Source organism: Gorillibacterium sp. sgz306347 (genome assembly GCF_059735245.1).
Genome location: NZ_JCAPET010000002.1, coordinates 159,037 through 179,386 on the forward strand (window position 1 = coordinate 159,037; position 20,350 = coordinate 179,386).

Here is a 20,350-nt window from a genome sequence, read left to right on the forward strand (position 1 = left end):
GGCCGTTTAAGCCTGACGCTCCAGAACGGTCTTCCGGCCCGAACGGACCGCTTTGCCCAGCTTGGCCAGCACCAGCCGGGCGGAGCGCTGCATCAAAATGCACTTGCGCCGCACGGTAAACACCTTGCGGCAGTACCGTTTGACCTCCTTGGGATCAAACCAGTAAGAAGCGGGATAATAGCGAATTTCGCTTGGCGTATGCCCGAGCAGCTGAATCCAGAGCGGCAGGTCGGTCGTTTCCGCTTCGTCCCGAACGATGATAAGGCGTCCCGGCCCGCCCGACAGGGCGAGAATCTGTTCCTTGAGCGGCGCGAGCCCGCTTTCCTCCGAGAGCACCAGCCGATGCACCTTGCGCCTGCGTTCTTTTCGCATCAGCATTTGGACGGTCCTTCCAAGAAAATACGACAGGTTGACGACCCGGCGGGGAAGCTCCTTGGAAAGCGATGGATGTTTGCGGTACATTCGTGTCAAATTCCGGTCCCAATCGACCATGCGCTCCATGGTCCGCAAATCCCCGTATGCCTCTCCGTGGTACTGGTGCAAAGCCTCCATTCCCGGATGGCAGACAAGCGGAAGCCCTTTTTTGTGGCAGCGGTAGCCGAAATCCGTATCCTCCAGCCCCCAGCCCGTAAACCCCTCGTCAAACCCGCCCAATTCCTCCATTGTTTCCTTGGACAAGGCAAGGCTGCACGTGTAAACGAACTGCCAGGGATGGCGCAGGGCCGCCATGTTGAACGAAGCGATCTGGCATTCGAAATGCCGCGCTTCCATGTAATCCAGCGAGCGGTAGCTGCGCTTGAACAAGCTTCCCGATTGGATCTCCTCCAGGGAGACCGGCTCCTTCAGCATGTACCGCAGGCCAATGACGACCATCCGCTCGTCCCTCTGCCGGTACTGGTCCAGCTCCCGCATGTAATCCGGGGCCGCAATCATGTCGGAGTCGAGAAACACCAGCCAGGTGCCCCGCGCCCTTTTCCAGCCGAGGTTGCGCACGCGGGCCCGGCAGGATACCGCCTCCCGTTCCAGATAAAGATAATCGAGCGGATACGAGCGCGGCGTTTGCTTGACCTCGTCGCCCGTTCCGTCCGTGGAGCCGTCGTCCACCACGATCACCTCGAAGCTGCCCGGCTCCATCCCGGACTGCGCGTCAAGGGCTTCCAGGGTGTTGCGGAGAAACGTTTTGTTGTTGTAAGTCGGGATGACAATACTGTATCGAATCAAATCCGGGTTCCCTCCTTCCCCGTATCCTCCAAAATTGGCGGCGAAGCGTTCCCTTCGCGGCGGTAAAAAAACCGGATCGCCAGCCGAAAGGAGACGAGCAGCACCCCGTTCAGCAGGATGACGGAAACCATTCCGCCGACGATGCCTCCTTCCCGGACGAGTAAATACTGCATCGGCAGCAGCGCCGGAAGCGGGACAAGCAGCGCGGCGAAGGCCAGCCTGGCCGCCTTTACGCCGTCCAGCGAAACCACCGCCACAAACAGCAAATACAGCACGTTCAGCGCAATGCCCGCAGAGGTAAGCGCCACATAAGTCCAGTCCAGCGGAAACGAATCGCCGTACAGCAGCACAAGCGCCGCCGTCGGCAGGGCCGCCCCCAGCCCGATAAGCAGCGCAAGCGGCGCCGAAAAGCGGAGCAGCAGCCGGTCGATCTCAAGCTTGTCCCGCCCGGCGATCATCGGCAAAAAAACAACGGCAAATACATCGTGAAACAGGATCGTGAACAGCGAACGGATCGTGCTCTGGTAAACCGTATATACGCCCAGGTCATAGTCGGAGGCAAACCGGTTTACAAAAAGCAGGTCGCTCGTAAACAGCAGCGTCGATACCAGTGTGGAAAGCATGGTGTAGGAGCCGAATGCCATAAGCTTTTTGAGTGCCCGGAGGCTCGCCTGCAAGGGCCGCAAGCCGCTTTTTCGCAGCGCGGCGATGAAAAAAGCCGCATGATAGCCCATCATCGGCACCAGATACACGGCAAGCGACGAAGCGCCAAACGCATAGAGCCCGAGAAGCGCCGCGCCCAGCATCAGGAGCGAGCCGTACAGCTTGTACAGGCCGATGGCCAGAAATCGCTGCCGGCTCCGGAGGAACGATTCGCTCAGGATGTACAGGTTGATCACCGCTCCGTAGCCGAGCGCCCAGAGCCAAAGCTCCTCTCGAAGCCCGAACAATTGCGCAGCGGCGGGAGCGGCAGCGGCCAGCAAGCCGGCGCCCGCCAGCGTGAAGGCCAGATTAGCCGCAAGCGCCGTCCCCATCAGCTCCCGTCCTTCGCCGGGGGAGGCAAGCGGCCCGTACTTGACGATCCCGTTGTACAAGCCGAGCGTAAGCACAATTTGCAGCAGATTGGCGACGTTTCCGACAAGCCCCGCCCGGCCCCAGGCCTCCACCCCCAGCTCGCGGGCGCACAGAACGGAAACGGCCAAGGTCGCCGCAAGCGACAGCGCTTTGAAGCCAAAGGTTAAGCCGATGTTTTTTGCAAACCGGACCGCTTCCGCGTTATGCAGCGCCCTCCGGAGAAGCGTGCCGGCCAGTCCTCTCTCCGCTCGGGCCCTCATCGTCGGGCATCTCCCTGCGCCGTCACAGCACAGCGGGTTTTTCCCGCTTGGCGGCCGTCCGGTTTTCCAGCCGTTCGGCGATCCCGCGGAACCACTTGTCCAAAGGCGCCGCCAGCACCAGCAGGAAGAGCGGAAGGTGGCAAAGCGCGAAAACTATGGTTTCATTATAGGAAAGCGCCCGGCCCACAATCACGGTAATGTGATGCGCATAAATCAGACCGCCTTCAGGAACATCCACCGGATTGATGGTATAAAAGGCGAGGTCGAGAAAACCGGAAAACAGCGTGATGGTGGCGAGCAGCGAGATTTTTATCGTCCGTCCCGGCGTGCCTCCCCCCATCCGATACGCGAAGGCTACCGTCAGATTGATCATCTGAACGACCAGAAGGTACAGCAGCGTGTACCACTCGCCGACGGTTTCAAAATTGGTAACGATTACATTTCCCGTTACTCCGAAAAAACTCACCCTTGGAATCAAATAGCCGAGGAAAACGAGGAACGGCAAGTAGACCAGAACAAAGCCGTACTTGAGCCGGCTCGGGAAAAAGGCGATAAACCCGAGGATAAAGCCGTAGGCAACCAGCTTCGCGGCCAAATGCCAAACGTTTTCAATCTCCGGTTCCCTCGGAATGACAAGCCATACAAATACGAAACCGGCCAACCCGAGCAGCAGGAAAACAGCCCAAAGCCACTTGCGCAGGAAATCCATAATTTTTCCCCATTTCACCTTATTTTGTTATGTCTATTTATTACTATAATTGTAAAATTATAAGATTTGAATAGGACTTTGTACCTGCATAATTATGCACAAAAAAACGGAACCGAATGAATCGGTTCCGTTTTGGCAGGCGCGTGTTTATTCCTTCGGCCGTCAAGGGTTGACTGTCACCCCGGACGCGCCTCCTTCGTTTCCTTCCGCCTCCGGTTTGATGCCGAAATAGGCGTCGTAAATCGCCCGGGCAATGGGAGCGGCTCCGTAACGGCCGTAGCCGCCTTCCGGCACCACGACGGCGACGGCCAGCTTCGGCTTGTCGGCCGGCGCGAACGAGATGAACGTCGCGTTGTTGATGTCCTGACCGGCGATCGAGGCCTGCGCGGTCCCCGTTTTGCGGGCGACCTCGAACGGCAGCGCGCCGTCTTCAAAGCCTTCCGCCGCCGAACGCATCCCGTCGTGTACAACCTTCCACTGCTGGTCGGTGAAATCGGCGGTGCTCAATACCTCCATCTCGTCCTTCCAGGTGCTGACCACCTTGTTGTCGTACGTGGTCATCCGGTCGACAAAGATCGGCTTCATCCGTTTGCCTTTGTTGCCCAGCATGGCGGCGTATTGCGCAAGCTGCAGCGTAGTGTATTTCGCGCCTTGTCCGAAGGAAGACAAGACAAGCCGGGTTTGCGAGCTCTCGTTTTCCAGCACGTAATCGCGGTAGCCGTCGTCTTCGCCGAGCAGGCCGCTGCCCGGCTTCAGGCCGAGGCCGAAGCTCTTCATGTAGCTGTCCCAGACGTCCAGCGGAGTCGTGCCTTTGTTTTCGTAATACGTATAGCGGTTGTACAGGCCAAGCCCGATTTTTTCCGCCATGAAGGTGTTTGAGGAGAACTTGATGGCGCTCGTCGGGTTCAGCATGCGCGCGCCCGGCTCGGAGTTGGCTACCTTGGCCTTGTTGTCGGCCCCGTAGGTGATCTTGCCGGTGTCGTAATACGACTCGTACGGTCCGATCAAGCCTTCCTTCAGCCCGAGCAGCACGGTCAGCGGCTTGATCGTCGAGCCGAGCGGCACGAGCGAAGAGGCCCGCTTGGCCAATTCCTTCGGGTCCTGGAGGTTGGCGCGGCGCTCGCGGATGGTGCCGTTCGGGATCAGGTTCATGATTTCCTGATAGCGCTCGTTGGACATGTCGTACCAATCTGCGGGCATGTAGTCCGGGTAGTTGACCATGGCGACGACGCGGCCCGTGTCCACTTCCATGGCGACCGCATAGCCGGAGTTTGCTTTTACGCCGAGGGCCTCGTATTTGTTTCTCGGATTATGCAGCTTCTCCAGCGTTTCCTTGACCGCCTTCTGGCCGGCCAGCTGAACCTCCCGGTCGATGGTGAGGTACAGGTTTTTGCCTTTTACCGGGTAGGTGACCTCGGCTTCGCCGATGATCTGGTTCCGGTTGTTGACGGGATACACCCGTTTGCCGCTTTCGCCGCGAAGCTCATCCTGATAAAGATATTCCAGACCGTCTACGCCGACATAATCGCTTGCGTAGGGATTGTCCTTCTTTTGCGGGTCGCCTTTGCTGCGGTAAAACTCGCCCACTTCATTTTTGCCGTTGACGATTCCGCTGTATTTGCCCATGTAGCCGACAAGCTGCACCGCGACCTGCTGGTTGGGGTCGTCGTCGTATTCGCGGATGCTTTCCTCCCGCACCTCAATGCCCGGCAGCTCGTCCTTGTGCTCGGCGATGAACGCCAGCTCCTCATTGGTAAGCCCCGACTTGATCCGGCGCGGCCAGTACCCGTAGCTTTTCCGGGTGCGCTCCCCGCCCTCATAGGTATACTCGGTATCCATGAGTTCAAAGATTTCCGGCGCGGTGAGCTTTTTGGCGTCCTTGTCGCCGTATTTGGCAAACGCCTGCTCAAGCGTCTTGGCGATCGTTAACGTCGTTTCGTACTGGTTCGCTTTATTGTTCTCGGAAGCTCCCGCTTCCTGGAACGCCAGGTCCGTCTGGAAAAACAGGGTCTGCGTCGACTGCGAGGTGGCGATCGGCGCCCCTTTCACATCGTAGATGTTGCCCCGCGCAGGCGTCAGATAGACCACGCCGTTGGTCGAGGAATTCTTTTGCGCAATGTAGGCCGGCGCTTCGATAAACTGCAGGTAAGCCAGCCGGATGATCAGCGTGGAAAACAAAATAAACGTAACGAAAAAGAACATGTTGATACGGAGCGAGAAATGCCGGCGCAGCCGGCCTTCCCGCTTCTGCCGGTCGTGTTCGAGATCCGACGAATTTTGCATGACAACCTCCTGTCCTTAAGCGAGTTCCGTCAGTGTGGATATGCCTTCGCCGGTATGATACGCATACCGCTTGATCCTTACGGCGTCCATGCCCGCCTGGGCGGACGCCCATACGTCGTTGATTTCGTGGTCGCCGACATACAGCACCTCTTCGGCGCGCAGCCCGGCTTCGTCAAGCGCCAGCCGGAATATCGCCGGGTTGGGCTTCTCCAGCCCGACCTCCGTGGAAATGATCACCGGGTCGAAGAAATCGAGAATGCCTTTGTCGGCCAGAATGGTACTCAGCGCGGGCGCAAAATTGGACACGATACCGAGCCGGAGGCCCAGCCCGCGGAGGCGCTCAAGGGTTTCGGCAACATCGCTGAAAAGGGCGTAGTTCACCGGCTCCAGAAACCAGTCGTACAGCCCGTCGCAGACGTCGTGGATTTTGTCCGCGCTCCACAGCTGATCCGCGTCCAGCGCGAGAAGGATGTACGTGTAAATTTCATTCCAGAACGTCCGGTCCGATTCCGGGGAACAGACGACCTCGGCGTTCAAGGGTTTGTCGATGTAAAAACGCTGTATCGCTTCGCGAATCAGGTCGCCGACGCGTTCCTCGTCCGGGTAAAACGAATGCCGGGCCAAATAATTGCGGAACAGAACGCGGTCGTCCGGCACCGTCAGAAGCGTGTCGCCCGCGTCAAAAAAAACGGCTTTGTATGCCGACAGCGGCTTTTTCAATCGTCGTTCCCCCTTGTCTTGTTCGCCCCGGCTTGGCGGCCTGCATTCAAGCTTCATCACGGATATGCGTTTCCGCGAAATCCGGCGGATTGAACCAATCGCCGCCGCTCGACACCCAGGTCGGGTCCAGCGGCACCCAGCCCTGGCCCTCAAGCTGCACTTCGTTCCAGGCATGCGGCCCGTAGCCGCCCCGCCCGTCAGCGCCCAATCCGGTCACTACCCGGACCTCAAGCCCGACCGATTTGGCCATGACGGCGTACAGCCGGGCGTAATCGATGCAGACGCCTTTGCGGGTTTCGTACGTGTCCTCCGGGGTTTGTTCTTTCCAGATCCGGTCCTTCACATACGCGTCGTACTTGTCCCAGTCGTACCGGACCCGGGTGCCTACCCAGCGGTAAAGCGCACGCGCCTTCTCCTCGTCCGTGGAACCCCCGGCCGCGACGCTGGCCGCCGTTTCGGCAACACCTTCCGGCACCTGGGCGTCCAACACTTCGTAACGGCGCTGCATAATATTCGCCATCTCGTCCTGAACCGCCTGGGTAAAGACCGGCAGCCGGCTGGCCAGCCAGTCTCCGGCGAGCGGAGCGACGATGCGGTCCGCCCCCTCCCGGTAAATCCGCGATTCGCCGACATAGTCGGAAAACGCGGTTTGCGGCAGAAGCGAGGTGCTCACGAACAGCATGGCCACGAGCAGAAGCGCCCGGCCCGCGCCGGTGACGACACCCAGGCCCGCGCCGGCAAGACCGCTGATCCAGCCGGTCAGGCCGCCGCTTTTGCGGAGCCTTCCGCCGCCGATGTCCAGGAAGCGGAAGAGCACTGCGGACAGAACGGAACGAAGCAGCAAATACAGCACAAAAAACAGCAGCGCCGCCCGAAAATACGAGAAATCGCGCAGCGCGGTGACAAACGTGTAGTACAGCCGGCTGAAAGCATTCAGGTCGCCGTCCGGAATCCGGATGTTCCGGTCCATCAGCCACTCGGCCAGCCGGGGCGAGAAGCGCTCGGCCCCCTGCCAGGCCGCCACGAGGCAGACGACCGTCAAAGCGGCGTCGGCCGCAAACCGGAACAGCTGAACGGCGGAGCCGGCGATTCCTTTCCGGTAACCGCCCCAAACGGAGAACAGCAGAACCGCCGCGATGGCGACGGAAACAAAATTGATCCCGCTCATCCGTTCCGGCGTGCTTCGTCGATGAACACCTTGACGGTGTCCGTCTTCATCTTGAACGACTGCTTCAGTACGGTAACCGTCACTTCATCCTCCCCCGCACGGCCCTCCACCTTCACGTTTTTCGATTCGATGACGAAGCCTCCGTTTCCGTCGCTTGTGTACTTGGCTTCCTTGGCTTCTTCGGTCATCAGCTTCGTCGCCTGCTCGCGCACCGTGTCGGTGACCGTGGACGCGACGGTCTGGGTCAGGCTTCTCAAATCCCCTTCGTATTGGGACCCGTAGTAAAACAAGGCCGCCACCACGGCGAGCACCAGAATCCATTTGATAACCGTCTTGACCAGCTTCAAAACCAGTATCAAAACCACGATCGCGATCACGACCACATACCAGCGGTCCGTCAGGAACGCAGACCATTGCTCCATTGTATTCATCCTTCTCGTTTTCTTCTATCATACCATCCGCGGCGGGCGCGGCGAAAGCTTAAATAAGCGCGGGTTCCTGGCAAAAACCTGTCCGAAACGGTACTAGCTCCGCCCGGGGGCGCGTACAAGTTAGGAAGAGCCGCGGATGCGGCGGCAAAGCGCAAGCAAAAATGAAGCGAAGGCAGGTGCGTTGGCGGTGAAAGCGGCAGTTTGGCTCTACCTTTTCATGTTTATCGCCCAATTCGATCTTCATGCGCAGTACCCCATTCTTTCTCCGTTCGCCTTGTCGCTCGGGGCCGCTCCTTCCTTTATCGGCCTTATCATGGGCGTTTATTCGCTCACCCACTTGCCGGGCAACCTGGCGTCCGGTTATGCCGTGGACCGTTTCGGCAGCCGCCGGTTCATCGCGCTCAGCCTCATCGGCGGCGGCCTGCTCCTGCTCCTGCAGGCCCGCGCCTCCGAGCCTTGGCAGCTGCTGGCCGTTCGCGGCGCGAGCGGGTTCGTGCTGGCCTTCCTCTCCCCCGCCTGCCTTGCCATGCTGGCGAGGCTCGCCAAAACGGAACACCAGCAAACCCGGCTGATGAACGGCAACGGCCTTGTGCATACGCTTGCGGCGGTGGTGTCGCCGGCGGCAGGCGCTTTTTTGGCCGGGCGGCTGGGCTACGGGCCGTCGTTCACTTTGCTTGGAGCCGGGCTTGTCGCGCTCGGCGCCATCTCCTTTGCGGGCCTGCCGGAAATCCGTCCGGCGGCGAAAGAACGCGGGCGGCAGGCAGGGGCGGAAACGGAGCAGCCGCTTCACGCCTCCGCGGGACGGCAGCCTAACCGCTCCCGGACGGTCCAGCCCGACCAGCCGGTTCCCTGGGCATTCTACGGCGTTCCGCTTGCGTTATCCTGCGCTCAGGGCATTCTTTTTTTCGAGCTTCCTCTTTCGCGGGCGGTTCAGGGGTCGCTCCTTACCTCGGGCGTGCTTTTCAGCATAATCAGCATTGGAGCTTTGTGTTCCCTGGCTTTCCTGTTCGCCGTCCGGCTTTCTCCGCTGGTGCTGACCGTCGCCGGAGGGTTGATGCTCGCCCTGCTCTATTTTGGCCTGGCGGTCGGCTGGCCGCTTCCGCTCCCCGCCACCCTCTTCCTGATTGGAGCGGCCAAAGGGGTGATCTTCCCTTCCCTGACCGCCCTGCTGGCGGAAAACACCCCGTCTGCCCGATACGGCCGCGCCTTCTCCTTCCTGTTTATCGCCAGCTCGATCGGCTCCTTTGCCGGGCCCGTGCTGGCCGGACAGGCAAGAGAGTTCCTGTCCCCGTACTTTCTCTCTTTCGCCGCGCTGATGCTCGGGCTCCTCTTCCTGCCGCTCCGGGTCCGTTCGCAGGCCGCCGTCCGCCGTTAAAATCGGGCGGGCGGATGGGTGAATGCACAAACCGTCTGCTCCGCCGGGCGTAGGATGTATGGTAAGTCACGGCCTTCCGGGCCCGGAAAGGGGGGAGCGCAATGGGTGCAGTCGGCGCATACGGGACGGCAATCGGGATCGTATTGGTTCTCTATATTCTTCTTGTGATCATTCTCTACTCGGGCTGGTGCTAAAGAGGAAACCTTCGGCGGCGTTATCCCTCGAGCCGCGGAAGAACCTTGCGAAGGTCCGGACTGAGGCCCCTTCCGCCTGATGTCCGGAGGCCGGGCGGGCCACGGCCCGTCCGGCCGTCCCGGGTGGCGCCTCGCGAAGCTTCCGCCATCTGCCCTTCCCCGTAAAAGACGACCCAGCCGGACCCGACGTTGCATCCGTTCGGGCCTGGATCAGCTTAACAGAGGAGCCCAAACGGGGTAAGATAAAAAGGACGGCGGAAAACCGCGGGCCGTCCGGCCCCGTGCCGGACAAGCCCGGCATTGCCGTCCAGTTCATACCGGGGCGGGGTGAAACCGATGGAGATTGCGATTATCGTGGAGGGCAAAAACGACCGGAGCCGGCTCAGGCGCCTGACGACGCCGGACGTCCGGATCTTCTGCACGTTCGGAACACCGGGAACGGGACAGCTGGAGCGGCTGCGCAAGGAAGTCGGCGATCTGCCGGTATACATTTTTACCGATAACGATTCCTCCGGCAAAAAAATCCGGTTCCTGCTCCGGGACGCTTTCCCCGATTCGGAGCACATTTACACCCGCCGCGGCTACGCCGGCGTGGAAGGAACGCCCGACGAATACCTCGTCCAGCAGCTTGAAAAAGCGGGGCTGGACGAGTATTTGGCCAGCCTGCCCGCACTGATGCCGGCGGAGCCCGAGGAGCGGCGGACCGAAGCCCAATGGCTTCGCAAAACCGCCTTCCGCGCCCGGGAAAACGATTAGCTCCCTCGGAAGCATTCGCACCCGGGAACTAACTCCTTTCAGAACCATCCGTGCCCGGGACTAGCTACCCTAGAAGCATCCGCGCCCGGGACTAGCTAGCCCCGGAAGCATTCGCACCTGGGAACGAGCTACTCCCAGAAGCTTCCGCACCGGGGACTGGCTTCCCAGAAGCAGAAATCCTCCCGGATTTCTCACCCTGCTTTTCATGAAAAGCAGACTAAACCGGGTAGCGGCGCTACAGGATGCAGTATTCCGGGTAACAGCTCTACCAGCAGCGGCGTTCGGTTGGCACCATAATCGTTTAGGCCCGGCTAACGGTTGCCACAGCGCTTATTCACGCCAAAACGGCCCCTTTTTTTCGCTAACGGTTGGCACAGAGCTTATTTCGAAAAAAACAGACAAAATCAAGCAAAAAAACGCAAATAAGCGCTGTGGCAACCGTTACAATTTTCAACTCCTCTATTTGAGGCAAATAGCCGCTGTGGCAACCGTTAGCGCACGATCGAGCAGTCCGACTGCACGCACTATGAAACCGCTCCGAAAGATGGAGAACAAAAAGACGTTATCTGCACCTGATTGCTATTCCCTCAGCGCCTACCGACAATCATTCCAGCAGCAGCAACCCACCCTCGACTTCCCCAACACTCAAACCAGCAGCAGCAACCCGCCCGCAACCGTTCCCTAGCAGTCAACCATCGGCCACAGTTCAGGCGTCCCACCAGCGGCTGCCTAATTAAGACCCGCCCCCGCGGCATGCTCCCCCCGCGTTATTCGACCATGGCGCAAGCATTTTTTCAATCCTGTGCTGCAGTGGTATTCTTTCCGGCCTGTTTGCAGCCCTTGCTTTCGCGGTTCGCAATCGGACTGCCCGCCAAAGCCGGAACCCCAGAGGTTCCCCCGACTGCAAAAAAGGGTGTCCCCTACGTCATCGCAGATGACGGAGGAACACCCTTTTCCTGCTGCCGGTCGTCAGGCCGGGACAGTGGTCAAAATCATCAATATGAAGAGCGCCATCAAATAGTTGATGGAATACACGAAAACCTTTTTGGCCCAACGGTCATGGTCCTGCTCCCGAAATCCTTTGACGACTACGACCACCCAGCCGAGGCTGAGCGCGGCCGCTCCGATCAGATACACCACGTTTAGCGGTCCGTAGAAGTACAGAAGCATCGACACCGGAACGAGCGGCACCACATACCGCATCATGCTGACGTTGGTTGCGTGTACGCCTTTGACGACAGGCAGCATCGGGAAGCCCGCGGCGCGGTATTCCTTCATGCGCCGTACGCCAAGCGCCCAGAAATGAGGCGGCTGCCAGAGAAACAGGATGCCGAACAGGATCAGCGCCACGACATCCAGTCCGTTCACGGCGGCGTAACCCATTACCGGCGGCATCGCCCCGGAAATCGCTCCTACCGTAGTGCACCAGACGGACGTGCGTTTCAGCCAGGCCGTATAGATCGGCACGTAGACAATAAATCCGATCAGGCCGAGCAAAGCATTCAGCGGGCTGGACAGCGTGTAAAGGACTGCAAGGCCGGCCACGCCGAGCACGACTCCGTAGGCGAACACCAGTCGGGCGGTCAAGCGGCCCGAAGGCAGCGGACGCTTCCGCGTCCGTTCCATTTTGGCGTCCAGCTCGCGGTCCAGGTAATTGTTGAGGACGCAAGCCGAGGCCATGACCAGCGCCGAGCCAAGCAGCGTCCACAGCAGCAAGGGCCAGTTGATGTCCCAGCGGGACGCCACCCAAAAGCCGCCGAACACCGTGATCAGATTGGAAAAAAGGATCCCCGGCTTGGTAATGTATACAAAATCTTTCCACGAAAAATGACCGGCGCCGGCCGGTTCCTCGTGATCGATCAATTGAATCGCCTCGCGGGCTTCAAGTTCTTTGCTCACCGTTTGATAACCCCTCCCAGCTTCTTTTCATTTCTTACCCTCTTTCTTCACTATATCAACAGCCGGTCGGGCCTGACAATGTAAAAAACAGACAGGATTCATAAATTTGTAACATTTATCACGGCTTTTATTTTTGCGCGCTTGAAATAGTTGGAACGCTTTTGGGGGAACGCCCATATGCTTCCTTTAGAGCCGGTTTCACCAACGAAGCCGAGCGGACAGCGCGGAAAGGACTGAAACGGATGGCCGTCGTCAAGGCAAATTCCAGCGATGTGGACCTTCTGGCCCGGCTTATGCGGGCGGAGGCGGAGGGAGAAGGAGACCGCGGCATGCAGCTGGTCGGCAACGTCGTCGTCAACCGGGTGTTGGCCGACTGCCTCGATTTCCGCCGGACCAACAACATTCGAAACGTGGTCTTTCAAAGTCCGGGAGGATTTGAGGCGACCCAGTTCGGCTATTTCTATCAGAGAGCGCGTGATCGGGACCGAAGGCTGGCCCGCGATGTTATCAACGGCAAACGGTTTTTCCCCGCCACCAATTCGCTCTGGTATTTTCGTCCCACCGGAGACTGCCCGAGCCAATGGTACAACCAGCCTTTCACGGGCAAATACAAAAGCCACTGTTTCTTCTCCCCCACCCCGGAAAACTGCGAAAGCCTTTATGCCAGCATCTGACCGCGGCGGACCGGGGGGCGGAGCACGGGAAGGGCTGAACGGCCCGGCCCTACATATGAAAAGGAGGAATCAACACGATGAGCTTCTTCGAGTACGATGACAGAGCCGCCGACTTCCCGCAAGGCGTACCGGCGGCCCAACCGGGCCTTTTTCCGGCGGGAGCGGGCCTTCCCATGTTTCCGGGATACGGTCCGGCAGCCCAAACGGGTTATGGCCCCGGGTCGCAGGCCGGATTCGGGGCAGGGGCGAAATTCCCGATGCAGCAGCCCGCCGGCGTGTCGCCTGCCGGCTTTGCGCCGACCGGAAATGCGCCCATCGGCATGGCGCCCATCGGCATGGCACCCGCCGGCATGATGCCCGCCAGTCCGTCGGCGGTCCCCGCAGGAACTCCGGTAACGCCTGACGGCGTTCCGGTTCCGGGCGCTCTGCCTCCCGGCAGAACAGAGGAATCCTATGTGGAAAACATTCTGCGCCTGAATCTGGGAAAAATCGCCACAATCTACATGACTTTCGAAAACAACGTTGAGTGGAACGCGAAAATTTTCAAAGGCCGTCTGGAAGCCGCCGGACGCGACCACATTATTATCAGCGATCCGGTTACCGGCAAGCGGTTCCTGCTTCTTACCGTTAACCTGGATTACATCACGTTCGACGAGCAGCTCAATTATTTTACGCCTCCGGGAGTACCGCTTCCGCGTTAACGCGGCTGCCGGAGCCAGGGTTCGGGTAGTATGCCCGGGCCCTGGTTTTTTTATGGCGAAACGAAAGCGAGAAAGATCGGGTAAACGTCTCATTTTTTGGGTAAAAAAGTGGTACACTAAGAAAAAGTTCAAAATCTTCAGACAGGAGGGAGCATCGATGGATACGGGGACGCACCTCGTCATCGGGCTCGGTCTCGCCGGGCTCGCCCAGCTCGATCCGGTCGTGGCCGGAGACACGACGGCAACGATTGCCGTGATGCTGGCAACCGTACTGGGCTCTCAGGCCCCCGACGCCGATGGTTTGCTGCGTTTTCGCGGAAACGCCGTTTATATAAAAAATCACCGGGGCACCTCGCATTCGCTTCCCGCGCTCGCCGTATGGACGGTGCTGATCGCCGGGCTGCTCTCGCTGCTGTTTCCGTCGGTTCCCGCGCTGCACATCGGGTTATGGACCTTCGGGGCCGTCGTCTTTCATGTCTTTACGGACCTGTTTAACACCTACGGCACCCAGGCCGCCAAGCCGTTCACGGAAAAATGGATCGCGTGGAACATCATCCACATCTTTGATCCGTTTATCTTCTTTTCGCATATAGCTGCGATCTGCCTGTGGGCCTTACAGGCGGTCCGGCCGCAGGTGATTTTTCCGACGCTCTATCTGCTGATCGCCTTGTATTATGTATGGAGAACCATCCACCATTACCTGCTGGAGCAAAGAACCCGGCTGCAGGATACTGATTTCCAGACCGGCGACCGCATCTATTTGTTTCCCACCGTTAGCATGCGCGTATGGAACGTTGTCAAACGCAGGCAGGACGGAACGTTTGTTATCGGCGAGCTGAAAAACGAAAAGCTCCGCTGGATCGACCGGGTCACCTGCCACACGCATCCCGCCGTCGACGCTTCGCGCAGCCATCCGGATGTGGCCGCTTTTCTGTACTTCTCCTCCTTCGCCTGTGCGGAAGTCCGGGAGCTGGACAACGGCTACGAGGTCCGCTGGTCGGATGTCCGTTACCGCTACCGCAAGCAGTATCCGTTCATCGCCGTACTGCGCATGGACGATCAGTTTCGCCCCCTTCATTCCTATGTCGGATGGGTCAGCGAATCGCGTTTGGAGAAAAAGCTTCGTCCCGGCGTTGCCCGCTGACCGGACGAACGGTTTGTACACCTTATAAGGAAGGACCATGCCGCCTATGAAACCGTCTCTCGCTCTTTTGTACGCCGTCGTGTCCATTATCCTGATGCTCGGCATCAGCCTGGCCCTCAGCTTTCGTTCGGCCTGGGCCGCTTGGGGATTGACCGTAATCACGCTTCTGTTTATCGGGTCCGGCTTCATCATGAAAGCCCGGATGCGCCGCAAGGCGGCGGAACAGCTTCCCGCGGAATAGAGGCAACCGGATCGCATGCGAAAAGAACCTGCATTCCCTTACGGGAGCGCAGGTTCTTTTTTATGGCCGGCGTGCGCTTACAGGTTGACGAACCCCATCCGTTTCCGCGCCTCCAGCAGGACCGGACGAGCTTCCGCTTCCGCGGCCTCGGCCCCTTTACGGAGAATGTTGTAGATTTCACCCGATTCCTTGTACGCCCGGTAGCGCTCCTGGATCGGCTCCAGCTCCGCAACGACGGCTTCGGCGAGGTCCTTTTTAAACGGTCCGTAGCCCTGACCCTCGTATTTCGCTTCAATCTCGGCAAAGCTCATGCCCGTGCAGTGGCTGTAGATGGTCATCAGGTTGCTGATTTCCGGCTTGGCGGCCGGATCGTACTTCACTTCGCGGCCGGAGTCGGTGACGGCCCGGGCCAGCTTCTTGCGAATAACGTCCGGCGGGTCAAGCATGAGGATAAAGCTGCCCGCGTTGGGGTTGCTCTTGCTCATTTTCTTTGATGCGTCGTCCAGCGACATGATCCGGGCCCCGGTTTTCTGAATAAGCGGCTCCGGCATGGTAAACAGCTCGCCGTACCGGTTGTTGAAGCGGCTCGCAATGTCGCGGGTCAGCTCCACATGCTGCTTCTGGTCTTCGCCGATCGGAATAAGATCGGCCTGATAGAGCAGAATGTCGGCCACTTGAAGCGCAGGATACGTAAACAATCCCGCGCCGATCGATTCTTTGCCTTCGGATTTGTCCTTGAACTGCGTCATCCGTTCCAGCTCGCCCATGTAGGTCATGGTCGTCATCAGCCAGCCCAATTCCGCGTGGCTCGGCACGCTGGACTGCAGGAAGATCGTGGAGCGGTCCGGATCGAGGCCGGACGCGATATACAGCAGCGATACCTCTTCGATGTAGGACCGGAGCGCCTCCGGCTCCTGCGGAACCGTCACCGCGTGAAGATCCGCCAGCATAAAGTAGCAGCGGTTCGTGTCCTGCAAGCGGACAAAATTTTTAATCGCCCCGATGTAGTTGCCCAGCGTCAGACGGCCGCTCGTCTGGATGCCCGATAAAACCCGTTTCATTTTGCCAAACCCCTTTCCTTTGCCCACTCGGCATGAACTTTAAAAACGCAAAAAAGGCCTATCGCCGCAAGGGACGATAGACCGTGGTGCCACCCTCATTCGCGGGCCCTGCGCCGCGGACGCAAAACAACCCGCGCCGGACAAGGCCAGCCTCTGAACGGCTTTGATAACGGAGCGCCGCTCCGTGCCGCCTACTTTCGTTACCGACCACGCAGACATCCGCCTGCCGGTCCGGACGGGTTCGGCTTTACGCTCGGGGACCCATTCGGCTGAACCGTCCCGCCGGCTTTCACCACCCGCCGGCTCTCTGAAGAGACTTGATCCGCTTACTCTTTCCCGTCTTCGCGTCCGTTTCCTCTTGTGACTCCATTATACGCCCGACGAGCGAAAAGTCAATTTGCCGGTTTGTACGTAAGCGTCAGACGGCCGTCCTTGTCCTGCCAGCCGAAGCCCGGGAACCGGCTTTTCAGCTTTTCCGTGTCAATGTAGGAGAGGCCGCCGCGCGAAACGGCGCTTCCGTCCTTCACCGCGAAGGCTGCGGTGCCCCGGCTTCCGGAAATTTTGACGCCCGCCGCTTTGCCGCCCTGCCAGGATGCCGCGCCATCCAAAAGCGCGGACGCCAGACGGGCCGGAACATAAATCTTACCTTTCTCCCGAATCACCGGGATTTCGCCGACAAACTCGATCCCATTCACAAAATGGGTGTCTCCCCCGAGCACCACGTTAAAGTTAACTGTCCCCGCCTTCCGCAGCGCTTTGAAGAGCTGAGCGAAAACATCCTCCACGTAAACATCGGGCTGAAGTCCGGTTTCGTTCACCTTTTTCCGGTTGGGCGTGAAATATTCGTGGGTCGTAATTTTCAAAATCGCGCCGTCCGGCTCAAATTCGGCCACCTGCTGCAGCACGCCTTTGCCATAGGTCTTGGTGCCGACGACCGTGGCCACACCGTAATCCCGGAGCGCGCCCGTCAGCATTTCCGAGGCGCTTGCCGTATATTCGTTCACCATCAGTACGACGGGCACCGATGCCTTTTGGCCGCCTTCGATCCATTCCGTTTCCTCGTTGCCGTCCTTGTCGCGCACATAGAAGAAAACGCCTTCCTCGATAAACCGGGACGCAATGTCTTTGGCGGCCTGAATTTCGCCGCCTCCGTTGTCCCGCAGGTCGAGAATCAGAGCGCGCATCCCCTGCTCGCGGAGCGAGCTCAAGGCCGCATCAAACTCCTGCACCGCTCTTTCATTAAAGGAGGTAAGGAAGAGATACCCCACCTTCCCGGAAAACATCTCCGCCCCCGCCTGCGGCGCTTCATATTTCGCAAAACGAACGTTTGCCGTCATTTTCTTTCCCGCCCGGGAAATCGTCAAGGCGACGGTTCCATTCTCCTCTTCCGGAAAATGCGCCGTCAGCACCTCCGCAAACGTATCCGCTGTCACCGCTTCGCCGTTGATGGCCAAAATGGCGTCCCCCACTTGAAGCCCGGCTTCCTCCGCCGGTGTATCCGGCTGCACTTCGGCGATGCGGACTTCGCCGCCAACGGTTTCAAACTGGATGCCCATCCGGTAATAAATGCCGTTCAGAGCGTCCATAAAGTCGGCGGCTTCCTTGGCGTTGAAATACTCGGTATACGGATCCCCGAGCGAATCGACCATTCCTTTGATGGCCGCCTCAACCAGCTTCTCTCTGTCCGTGCCGTTCAGGTAATAGGTTTCGAGAACCTCCATCACTTCCTGGATGCGTTCCGTTCCCGCAGCCGCTTCCTCCGCCTTCACGGGAGAAGCCGCGATCACCAGAGCAAAACACAACGCGGCGGCAACCGCCTTTCTCCATTTCCCCACTGTTTCGTCGACCTCCAATGTCGTATCCTTTGTCCGGCTTGCACATTTCTTTTTTTCCATGAATAACCGAACCGAACCGCCCGCTTCGGATTATCTAACTATAAGCTTCCGTCTCAAAAGGAGTCAACATAATATTTCCAGCAAAAAAGATTTGCCGCGGCATGCGTATTATTCAATGAACTGTTCATACTACCCATTACTGGAGGTGATAACAATGGGTGCAGGACAAAGCCGCAACCGGAACGTACTCGTCGTTCAGCAAGCCGGCCAAGCGCTGGAACAGTTGAAATACGAAGTGGCGCAGGAGCTGGGAATCCAGATTCCGCAAGACGGTTACTACGGATACATGGCAACGCGCGACACCGGCGCAATCGGGGGACACATTACCCGCCGCCTGGTCGAAATCGCCGAGCAGCAGCTTGCAGGCGGATCGGCGCAATTCGGTTCGTTTAACCGCTAACAGAAGCGTCAGGACGCTTTTCAGCGCGGCCGGACCGGTCTTAGTTCTTCCGGATTGACCAATAGAAAAACCCCCTCCCGGACCGGGAGGGGGTTTTCCGCATCGGCTTCGGCTCCGTGGCGATCAGCCAAATCCAAAGCTCTGTTTCGCCCCGAGGCGCGTCAGCACATTCGCCATGTTGTAATTCGACTCGAACTGCACGCTCGCGCACAATGCGCTCTTCTTCAAAGCAAACTCGTAGAAGATTTCCCCGTGTGTCCAATGCACCTTGTAACGCAGCGAGTCGATGGCCATTTGGCGCAGCGTTTTCCAATGCTCTTCCGAAAGCCCTTCTTCCCTTCTCATGCAGCCGTCTTTGCTTTCCACAGGGTCGTGCCGGACACCGAATTTACCGATCACATTGTTGCGGATCTGAATAAAAACGATTCCCGACGACAACTGGCAAAGCTCCTGCTTAATCTCGCGAAACACGTAGTCCATCTGCTTGGGCAACGGAAGCGATTCAATCACAAAATTCCCTCCTTTCATTTCCAGAAAAAAAATCAATTGTTTTCTTCTGGGACTTGAGGATTATTATAGGACTTTATTCTCTTTTATTCAACATTTTTTTACATAATATTCAGGTATTTTAGGTTTTTATGCCTATGTATTGCATGCCTCATGTCAATATGATGAAGATCATGGACCTAAATTCCCAAGGCGTGCTATAATGAACGCGTACCGTAATTTTACATTTTAGTCGGGGAGATGCTGTCATGCCTACCTTTTCAAAACTGTCGTTCAAAGCGAAGCTGTTTGCGGGTTGCTCCACGATTCTCCTGGTCAATTCCATCCTGTTCCTGATCTTTAGCGGTTCGCATTCTCTGCTGCTCCGGTTGGCGATTGTTTTGGGTGTTTGGCTGCTGTCCGTGCCTTTTGTATTCTTTATTGAGAGAGCGCTTACAGAACCGATTGTCGACATTTCCCGCATGGCTCTCAGCATTTCCAACGGCGATTTTACCCGTAAAATTGCCATCCAGTCGGATGACGCCATCGGAGAATTGGGCGTTTCCTTTAACAAAATGACCGACAAGCTCAAGGAGATCCTCCAGGAAACCGTGACAATTACCCGGCAGGTTGCGGATTCGAGCCACAACACCTATCTGAAAAACCAGGACATGACGCAGGTGCTGCGACAAATGACCGTTTCCTCCGGCGAACTGGCCTCGGGCGCCGGGGAAATTTCCGAAGGCGTTTCGCAGGCGTCCGCCGCCATTCAGGGCATTGAAGCCTCCATCCGCACCTACGCGGAGTCGTCCAATGAAATGAGCGAGAAATCCGAACGGATGGTTGCGCTCGCCGACAAGGGACGCAAAGCCATGGAAAGCCAGGCGGTCGGCATGCGCCGGAACATTGAAGCGACATCGGCCGTTTCCGCCGCCATTGACGAGCTGGCCCGGCAGGCGGCAGGCATTACCCGGATCACGCGGACGATCTCCGACATTGCCGAGCAGACGAACCTGCTGTCCTTGAACGCCTCCATCGAGGCGGCGCGGGCCGGCGAGCATGGCCGGGGGTTTGCCGTGGTCGCCCAGGAGGTCCGGAAGCTGGCGGAAGAGTCTGGTGCTTCGACACGCGAAGTATTTAATTCCGTCCGGAGCATCGAGGAAGGCGTCAAGGTCGCACTGCGTAACATTGAAATCAACGCGGAGGTCGTGCAGGAGCAAAGCGTACATATCGGGGATACGGAAGCGGTGTTCCGGGACATTGCGGAGAACATAAACTCCGTCACGGGGCTGATCGTCAATTTCGCCAAAGAAAGCAATTCGATGGTGGGCAAAGCGCGGACAATCTCGCAAACCATGGAAGGCATCTCCGCCATCACCCAGCAATCGGCCGCAGGGACGGAAGAGATGTCGGCCGCGATGAACGAGCAGATCGCCGCTCTGGAGGACATGGTGGCCCAATCGGAACGCATGTCGCAGATTGCCATCAAGCTACAGCGCACCATCGAAATTTTCAATTTCTGATCCCGAGCAAAGAAACGAAAGGCTGGACGCGCCGGCAAGCGCGGTCCAGCCTTTTTTGTGCGGTCCAGGACTCGGCTCCCGTCCAACCCGATTACGTCGGGATGACGAAACCAGAACGAGATGCCGGGGCAACGG

Annotated in this window: 20 protein-coding genes; 9 read left to right on the forward strand and 11 right to left on the reverse strand. The window is 58.4% G+C overall.

Going from position 1 to position 20,350, the window contains the following annotated elements:
• Positions 1-6: 6 nt before the first annotated feature.
• From AC6I6H_RS02265 to AC6I6H_RS02295, 7 genes are all read right to left on the reverse strand, one after another.
• Complete coding sequence (locus tag AC6I6H_RS02265) at positions 7-1,221, reverse strand: glycosyltransferase family 2 protein (protein ID WP_497950581.1); 1,215 nt, start codon at positions 1,219-1,221, stop codon at positions 7-9.
• Positions 1,218-2,555 carry an oligosaccharide flippase family protein gene (locus AC6I6H_RS02270; protein WP_497950584.1) on the reverse strand — a complete coding sequence of 446 codons (1,338 nt, stop codon included), beginning with the start codon at positions 2,553-2,555 and terminating at the stop codon, positions 1,218-1,220. Before AC6I6H_RS02270 ends, AC6I6H_RS02265 begins: the two co-directional genes overlap by 4 nt.
• Positions 2,556-2,577: 22 nt before the next feature.
• Positions 2,578-3,264: a hypothetical protein gene (locus AC6I6H_RS02275; RefSeq protein WP_497950588.1), complete on the reverse strand. Its 687-nt coding sequence runs from the start codon at positions 3,262-3,264 to the stop codon at positions 2,578-2,580.
• 162 nt (positions 3,265-3,426) lie between these two features.
• Positions 3,427-5,547 (reverse strand): peptidoglycan D,D-transpeptidase FtsI family protein, encoded by a 2,121-nt coding sequence (locus AC6I6H_RS02280; protein WP_497950591.1) that lies wholly within the window; start codon positions 5,545-5,547, stop codon positions 3,427-3,429.
• Positions 5,548-5,562: 15 nt separating this feature from the next.
• Positions 5,563-6,267, reverse strand: coding sequence for an HAD-IA family hydrolase (locus AC6I6H_RS02285; protein WP_497950596.1), 705 nt, complete (start codon positions 6,265-6,267; stop codon positions 5,563-5,565).
• Positions 6,268-6,313: 46 nt separating this feature from the next.
• Positions 6,314-7,435 carry a transglutaminase domain-containing protein gene (locus tag AC6I6H_RS02290; RefSeq protein WP_497950601.1) on the reverse strand — a complete coding sequence of 374 codons (1,122 nt, stop codon included), beginning with the start codon at positions 7,433-7,435 and terminating at the stop codon, positions 6,314-6,316.
• The gene (locus AC6I6H_RS02295) at positions 7,432-7,857 is read right to left on the reverse strand and encodes a hypothetical protein (RefSeq protein ID WP_497950604.1); all 426 of its coding nucleotides are present in this window, start codon (positions 7,855-7,857) and stop codon (positions 7,432-7,434) included. Before AC6I6H_RS02295 ends, AC6I6H_RS02290 begins: the two co-directional genes overlap by 4 nt.
• A 145-nt stretch (positions 7,858-8,002) precedes the next feature.
• On the opposite strand from AC6I6H_RS02295, the gene AC6I6H_RS02300 reads away from it, so the two are divergent.
• The 3 genes from AC6I6H_RS02300 (at position 8,003) to AC6I6H_RS02310 (ending at position 10,191) form a co-directional block, all read left to right on the forward strand.
• Entirely contained in the window at positions 8,003-9,241 is a 1,239-nt protein-coding gene (locus AC6I6H_RS02300; RefSeq protein ID WP_497950608.1) for an MFS transporter, read from the forward strand.
• A gap of 101 nt (positions 9,242-9,342) precedes the next feature.
• On the forward strand, positions 9,343-9,435 hold the full coding sequence (locus AC6I6H_RS02305) for a YjcZ family sporulation protein (RefSeq protein ID WP_497950612.1): 93 nt from the start codon (positions 9,343-9,345) through the stop codon (positions 9,433-9,435).
• A 336-nt stretch (positions 9,436-9,771) separates the two neighbouring features.
• Positions 9,772-10,191 (forward strand): DNA primase, encoded by a 420-nt coding sequence (locus AC6I6H_RS02310; protein ID WP_497950614.1) that lies wholly within the window; start codon positions 9,772-9,774, stop codon positions 10,189-10,191.
• A gap of 969 nt (positions 10,192-11,160) precedes the next feature.
• On the opposite strand, the gene cyoE is transcribed toward AC6I6H_RS02310, so the two are convergent.
• Entirely contained in the window at positions 11,161-12,090 is a 930-nt protein-coding gene (cyoE, locus tag AC6I6H_RS02315) for a heme o synthase (protein ID WP_497950619.1), read from the reverse strand.
• Positions 12,091-12,332: 242 nt separating this feature from the next.
• On the opposite strand from cyoE, the gene AC6I6H_RS02320 reads away from it, so the two are divergent.
• From AC6I6H_RS02320 to AC6I6H_RS02335, 4 genes are all read left to right on the forward strand, one after another.
• A complete protein-coding gene (locus AC6I6H_RS02320) occupies positions 12,333-12,764 on the forward strand; it encodes a cell wall hydrolase (protein WP_497950621.1) in 432 nt (143 codons plus the stop codon).
• A 173-nt stretch (positions 12,765-12,937) separates the two neighbouring features.
• Positions 12,938-13,465, forward strand: a complete 528-nt coding sequence (gerQ, locus tag AC6I6H_RS02325) for a spore coat protein GerQ (RefSeq protein ID WP_497950831.1) — start codon at positions 12,938-12,940, stop codon at positions 13,463-13,465.
• 157 nt (positions 13,466-13,622) lie between these two features.
• Positions 13,623-14,609 (forward strand): metal-dependent hydrolase, encoded by a 987-nt coding sequence (locus tag AC6I6H_RS02330; protein WP_497950625.1) that lies wholly within the window; start codon positions 13,623-13,625, stop codon positions 14,607-14,609.
• A 37-nt stretch (positions 14,610-14,646) separates the two neighbouring features.
• Positions 14,647-14,850: a DUF5325 family protein gene (locus AC6I6H_RS02335; RefSeq protein WP_497950629.1), complete on the forward strand. Its 204-nt coding sequence runs from the start codon at positions 14,647-14,649 to the stop codon at positions 14,848-14,850.
• 77 nt (positions 14,851-14,927) lie between these two features.
• On the opposite strand, the gene trpS is transcribed toward AC6I6H_RS02335, so the two are convergent.
• A complete protein-coding gene (gene trpS / locus AC6I6H_RS02340) occupies positions 14,928-15,911 on the reverse strand; it encodes a tryptophan--tRNA ligase (protein ID WP_497950632.1) in 984 nt (327 codons plus the stop codon).
• 392 nt (positions 15,912-16,303) lie between these two features.
• Positions 16,304-17,746: a S41 family peptidase gene (locus AC6I6H_RS02345; protein WP_497950636.1), complete on the reverse strand. Its 1,443-nt coding sequence runs from the start codon at positions 17,744-17,746 to the stop codon at positions 16,304-16,306.
• Between the two features lie 214 nt (positions 17,747-17,960).
• Between AC6I6H_RS02345 and AC6I6H_RS02350 the strand changes: the two genes are divergently transcribed.
• On the forward strand, positions 17,961-18,206 hold the full coding sequence (locus AC6I6H_RS02350; protein ID WP_497950639.1) for an alpha/beta-type small acid-soluble spore protein: 246 nt from the start codon (positions 17,961-17,963) through the stop codon (positions 18,204-18,206).
• Positions 18,207-18,329: 123 nt separating this feature from the next.
• Here the strand turns inward: AC6I6H_RS02350 and AC6I6H_RS02355 are convergent, their stop codons facing one another.
• Positions 18,330-18,716: an O-methyltransferase gene (locus tag AC6I6H_RS02355; RefSeq protein WP_497950643.1), complete on the reverse strand. Its 387-nt coding sequence runs from the start codon at positions 18,714-18,716 to the stop codon at positions 18,330-18,332.
• Positions 18,717-18,961: 245 nt separating this feature from the next.
• On the opposite strand from AC6I6H_RS02355, the gene AC6I6H_RS02360 reads away from it, so the two are divergent.
• Positions 18,962-20,215, forward strand: coding sequence for a methyl-accepting chemotaxis protein (locus AC6I6H_RS02360; protein ID WP_497950646.1), 1,254 nt, complete (start codon positions 18,962-18,964; stop codon positions 20,213-20,215).
• Positions 20,216-20,350: the final 135 nt, after the last annotated feature.

What these genes read in the sequence shown, in the direction of transcription:
- AC6I6H_RS02310 (WP_497950614.1), top strand. Translation starts at nt 9,772, where the DNA reads ATGGAGATTGCGATTATCGTGGAGGGCAAAAACGACCGGAGCCGGCTC.
- trpS (WP_497950632.1), bottom strand. Translation starts at nt 15,911, where the DNA reads ATGAAACGGGTTTTATCGGGCATCCAGACGAGCGGCCGTCTGACGCTG.
- AC6I6H_RS02300 (WP_497950608.1), top strand. Translation starts at nt 8,003, where the DNA reads ATGCGGCGGCAAAGCGCAAGCAAAAATGAAGCGAAGGCAGGTGCGTTG.
- AC6I6H_RS02270 (WP_497950584.1), bottom strand. Translation starts at nt 2,555, where the DNA reads ATGAGGGCCCGAGCGGAGAGAGGACTGGCCGGCACGCTTCTCCGGAGG.
- AC6I6H_RS02350 (WP_497950639.1), top strand. Translation starts at nt 17,961, where the DNA reads ATGGGTGCAGGACAAAGCCGCAACCGGAACGTACTCGTCGTTCAGCAA.
- AC6I6H_RS02295 (WP_497950604.1), bottom strand. Translation starts at nt 7,857, where the DNA reads ATGGAGCAATGGTCTGCGTTCCTGACGGACCGCTGGTATGTGGTCGTG.
- AC6I6H_RS02275 (WP_497950588.1), bottom strand. Translation starts at nt 3,264, where the DNA reads ATGGATTTCCTGCGCAAGTGGCTTTGGGCTGTTTTCCTGCTGCTCGGG.
- AC6I6H_RS02290 (WP_497950601.1), bottom strand. Translation starts at nt 7,435, where the DNA reads ATGAGCGGGATCAATTTTGTTTCCGTCGCCATCGCGGCGGTTCTGCTG.
- AC6I6H_RS02360 (WP_497950646.1), top strand. Translation starts at nt 18,962, where the DNA reads ATGCCTACCTTTTCAAAACTGTCGTTCAAAGCGAAGCTGTTTGCGGGT.
- AC6I6H_RS02330 (WP_497950625.1), top strand. Translation starts at nt 13,623, where the DNA reads ATGGATACGGGGACGCACCTCGTCATCGGGCTCGGTCTCGCCGGGCTC.
- AC6I6H_RS02280 (WP_497950591.1), bottom strand. Translation starts at nt 5,547, where the DNA reads ATGCAAAATTCGTCGGATCTCGAACACGACCGGCAGAAGCGGGAAGGC.
- AC6I6H_RS02320 (WP_497950621.1), top strand. Translation starts at nt 12,333, where the DNA reads ATGGCCGTCGTCAAGGCAAATTCCAGCGATGTGGACCTTCTGGCCCGG.
- AC6I6H_RS02305 (WP_497950612.1), top strand. Translation starts at nt 9,343, where the DNA reads ATGGGTGCAGTCGGCGCATACGGGACGGCAATCGGGATCGTATTGGTT.
- gerQ (WP_497950831.1), top strand. Translation starts at nt 12,938, where the DNA reads ATGTTTCCGGGATACGGTCCGGCAGCCCAAACGGGTTATGGCCCCGGG.
- AC6I6H_RS02335 (WP_497950629.1), top strand. Translation starts at nt 14,647, where the DNA reads ATGCCGCCTATGAAACCGTCTCTCGCTCTTTTGTACGCCGTCGTGTCC.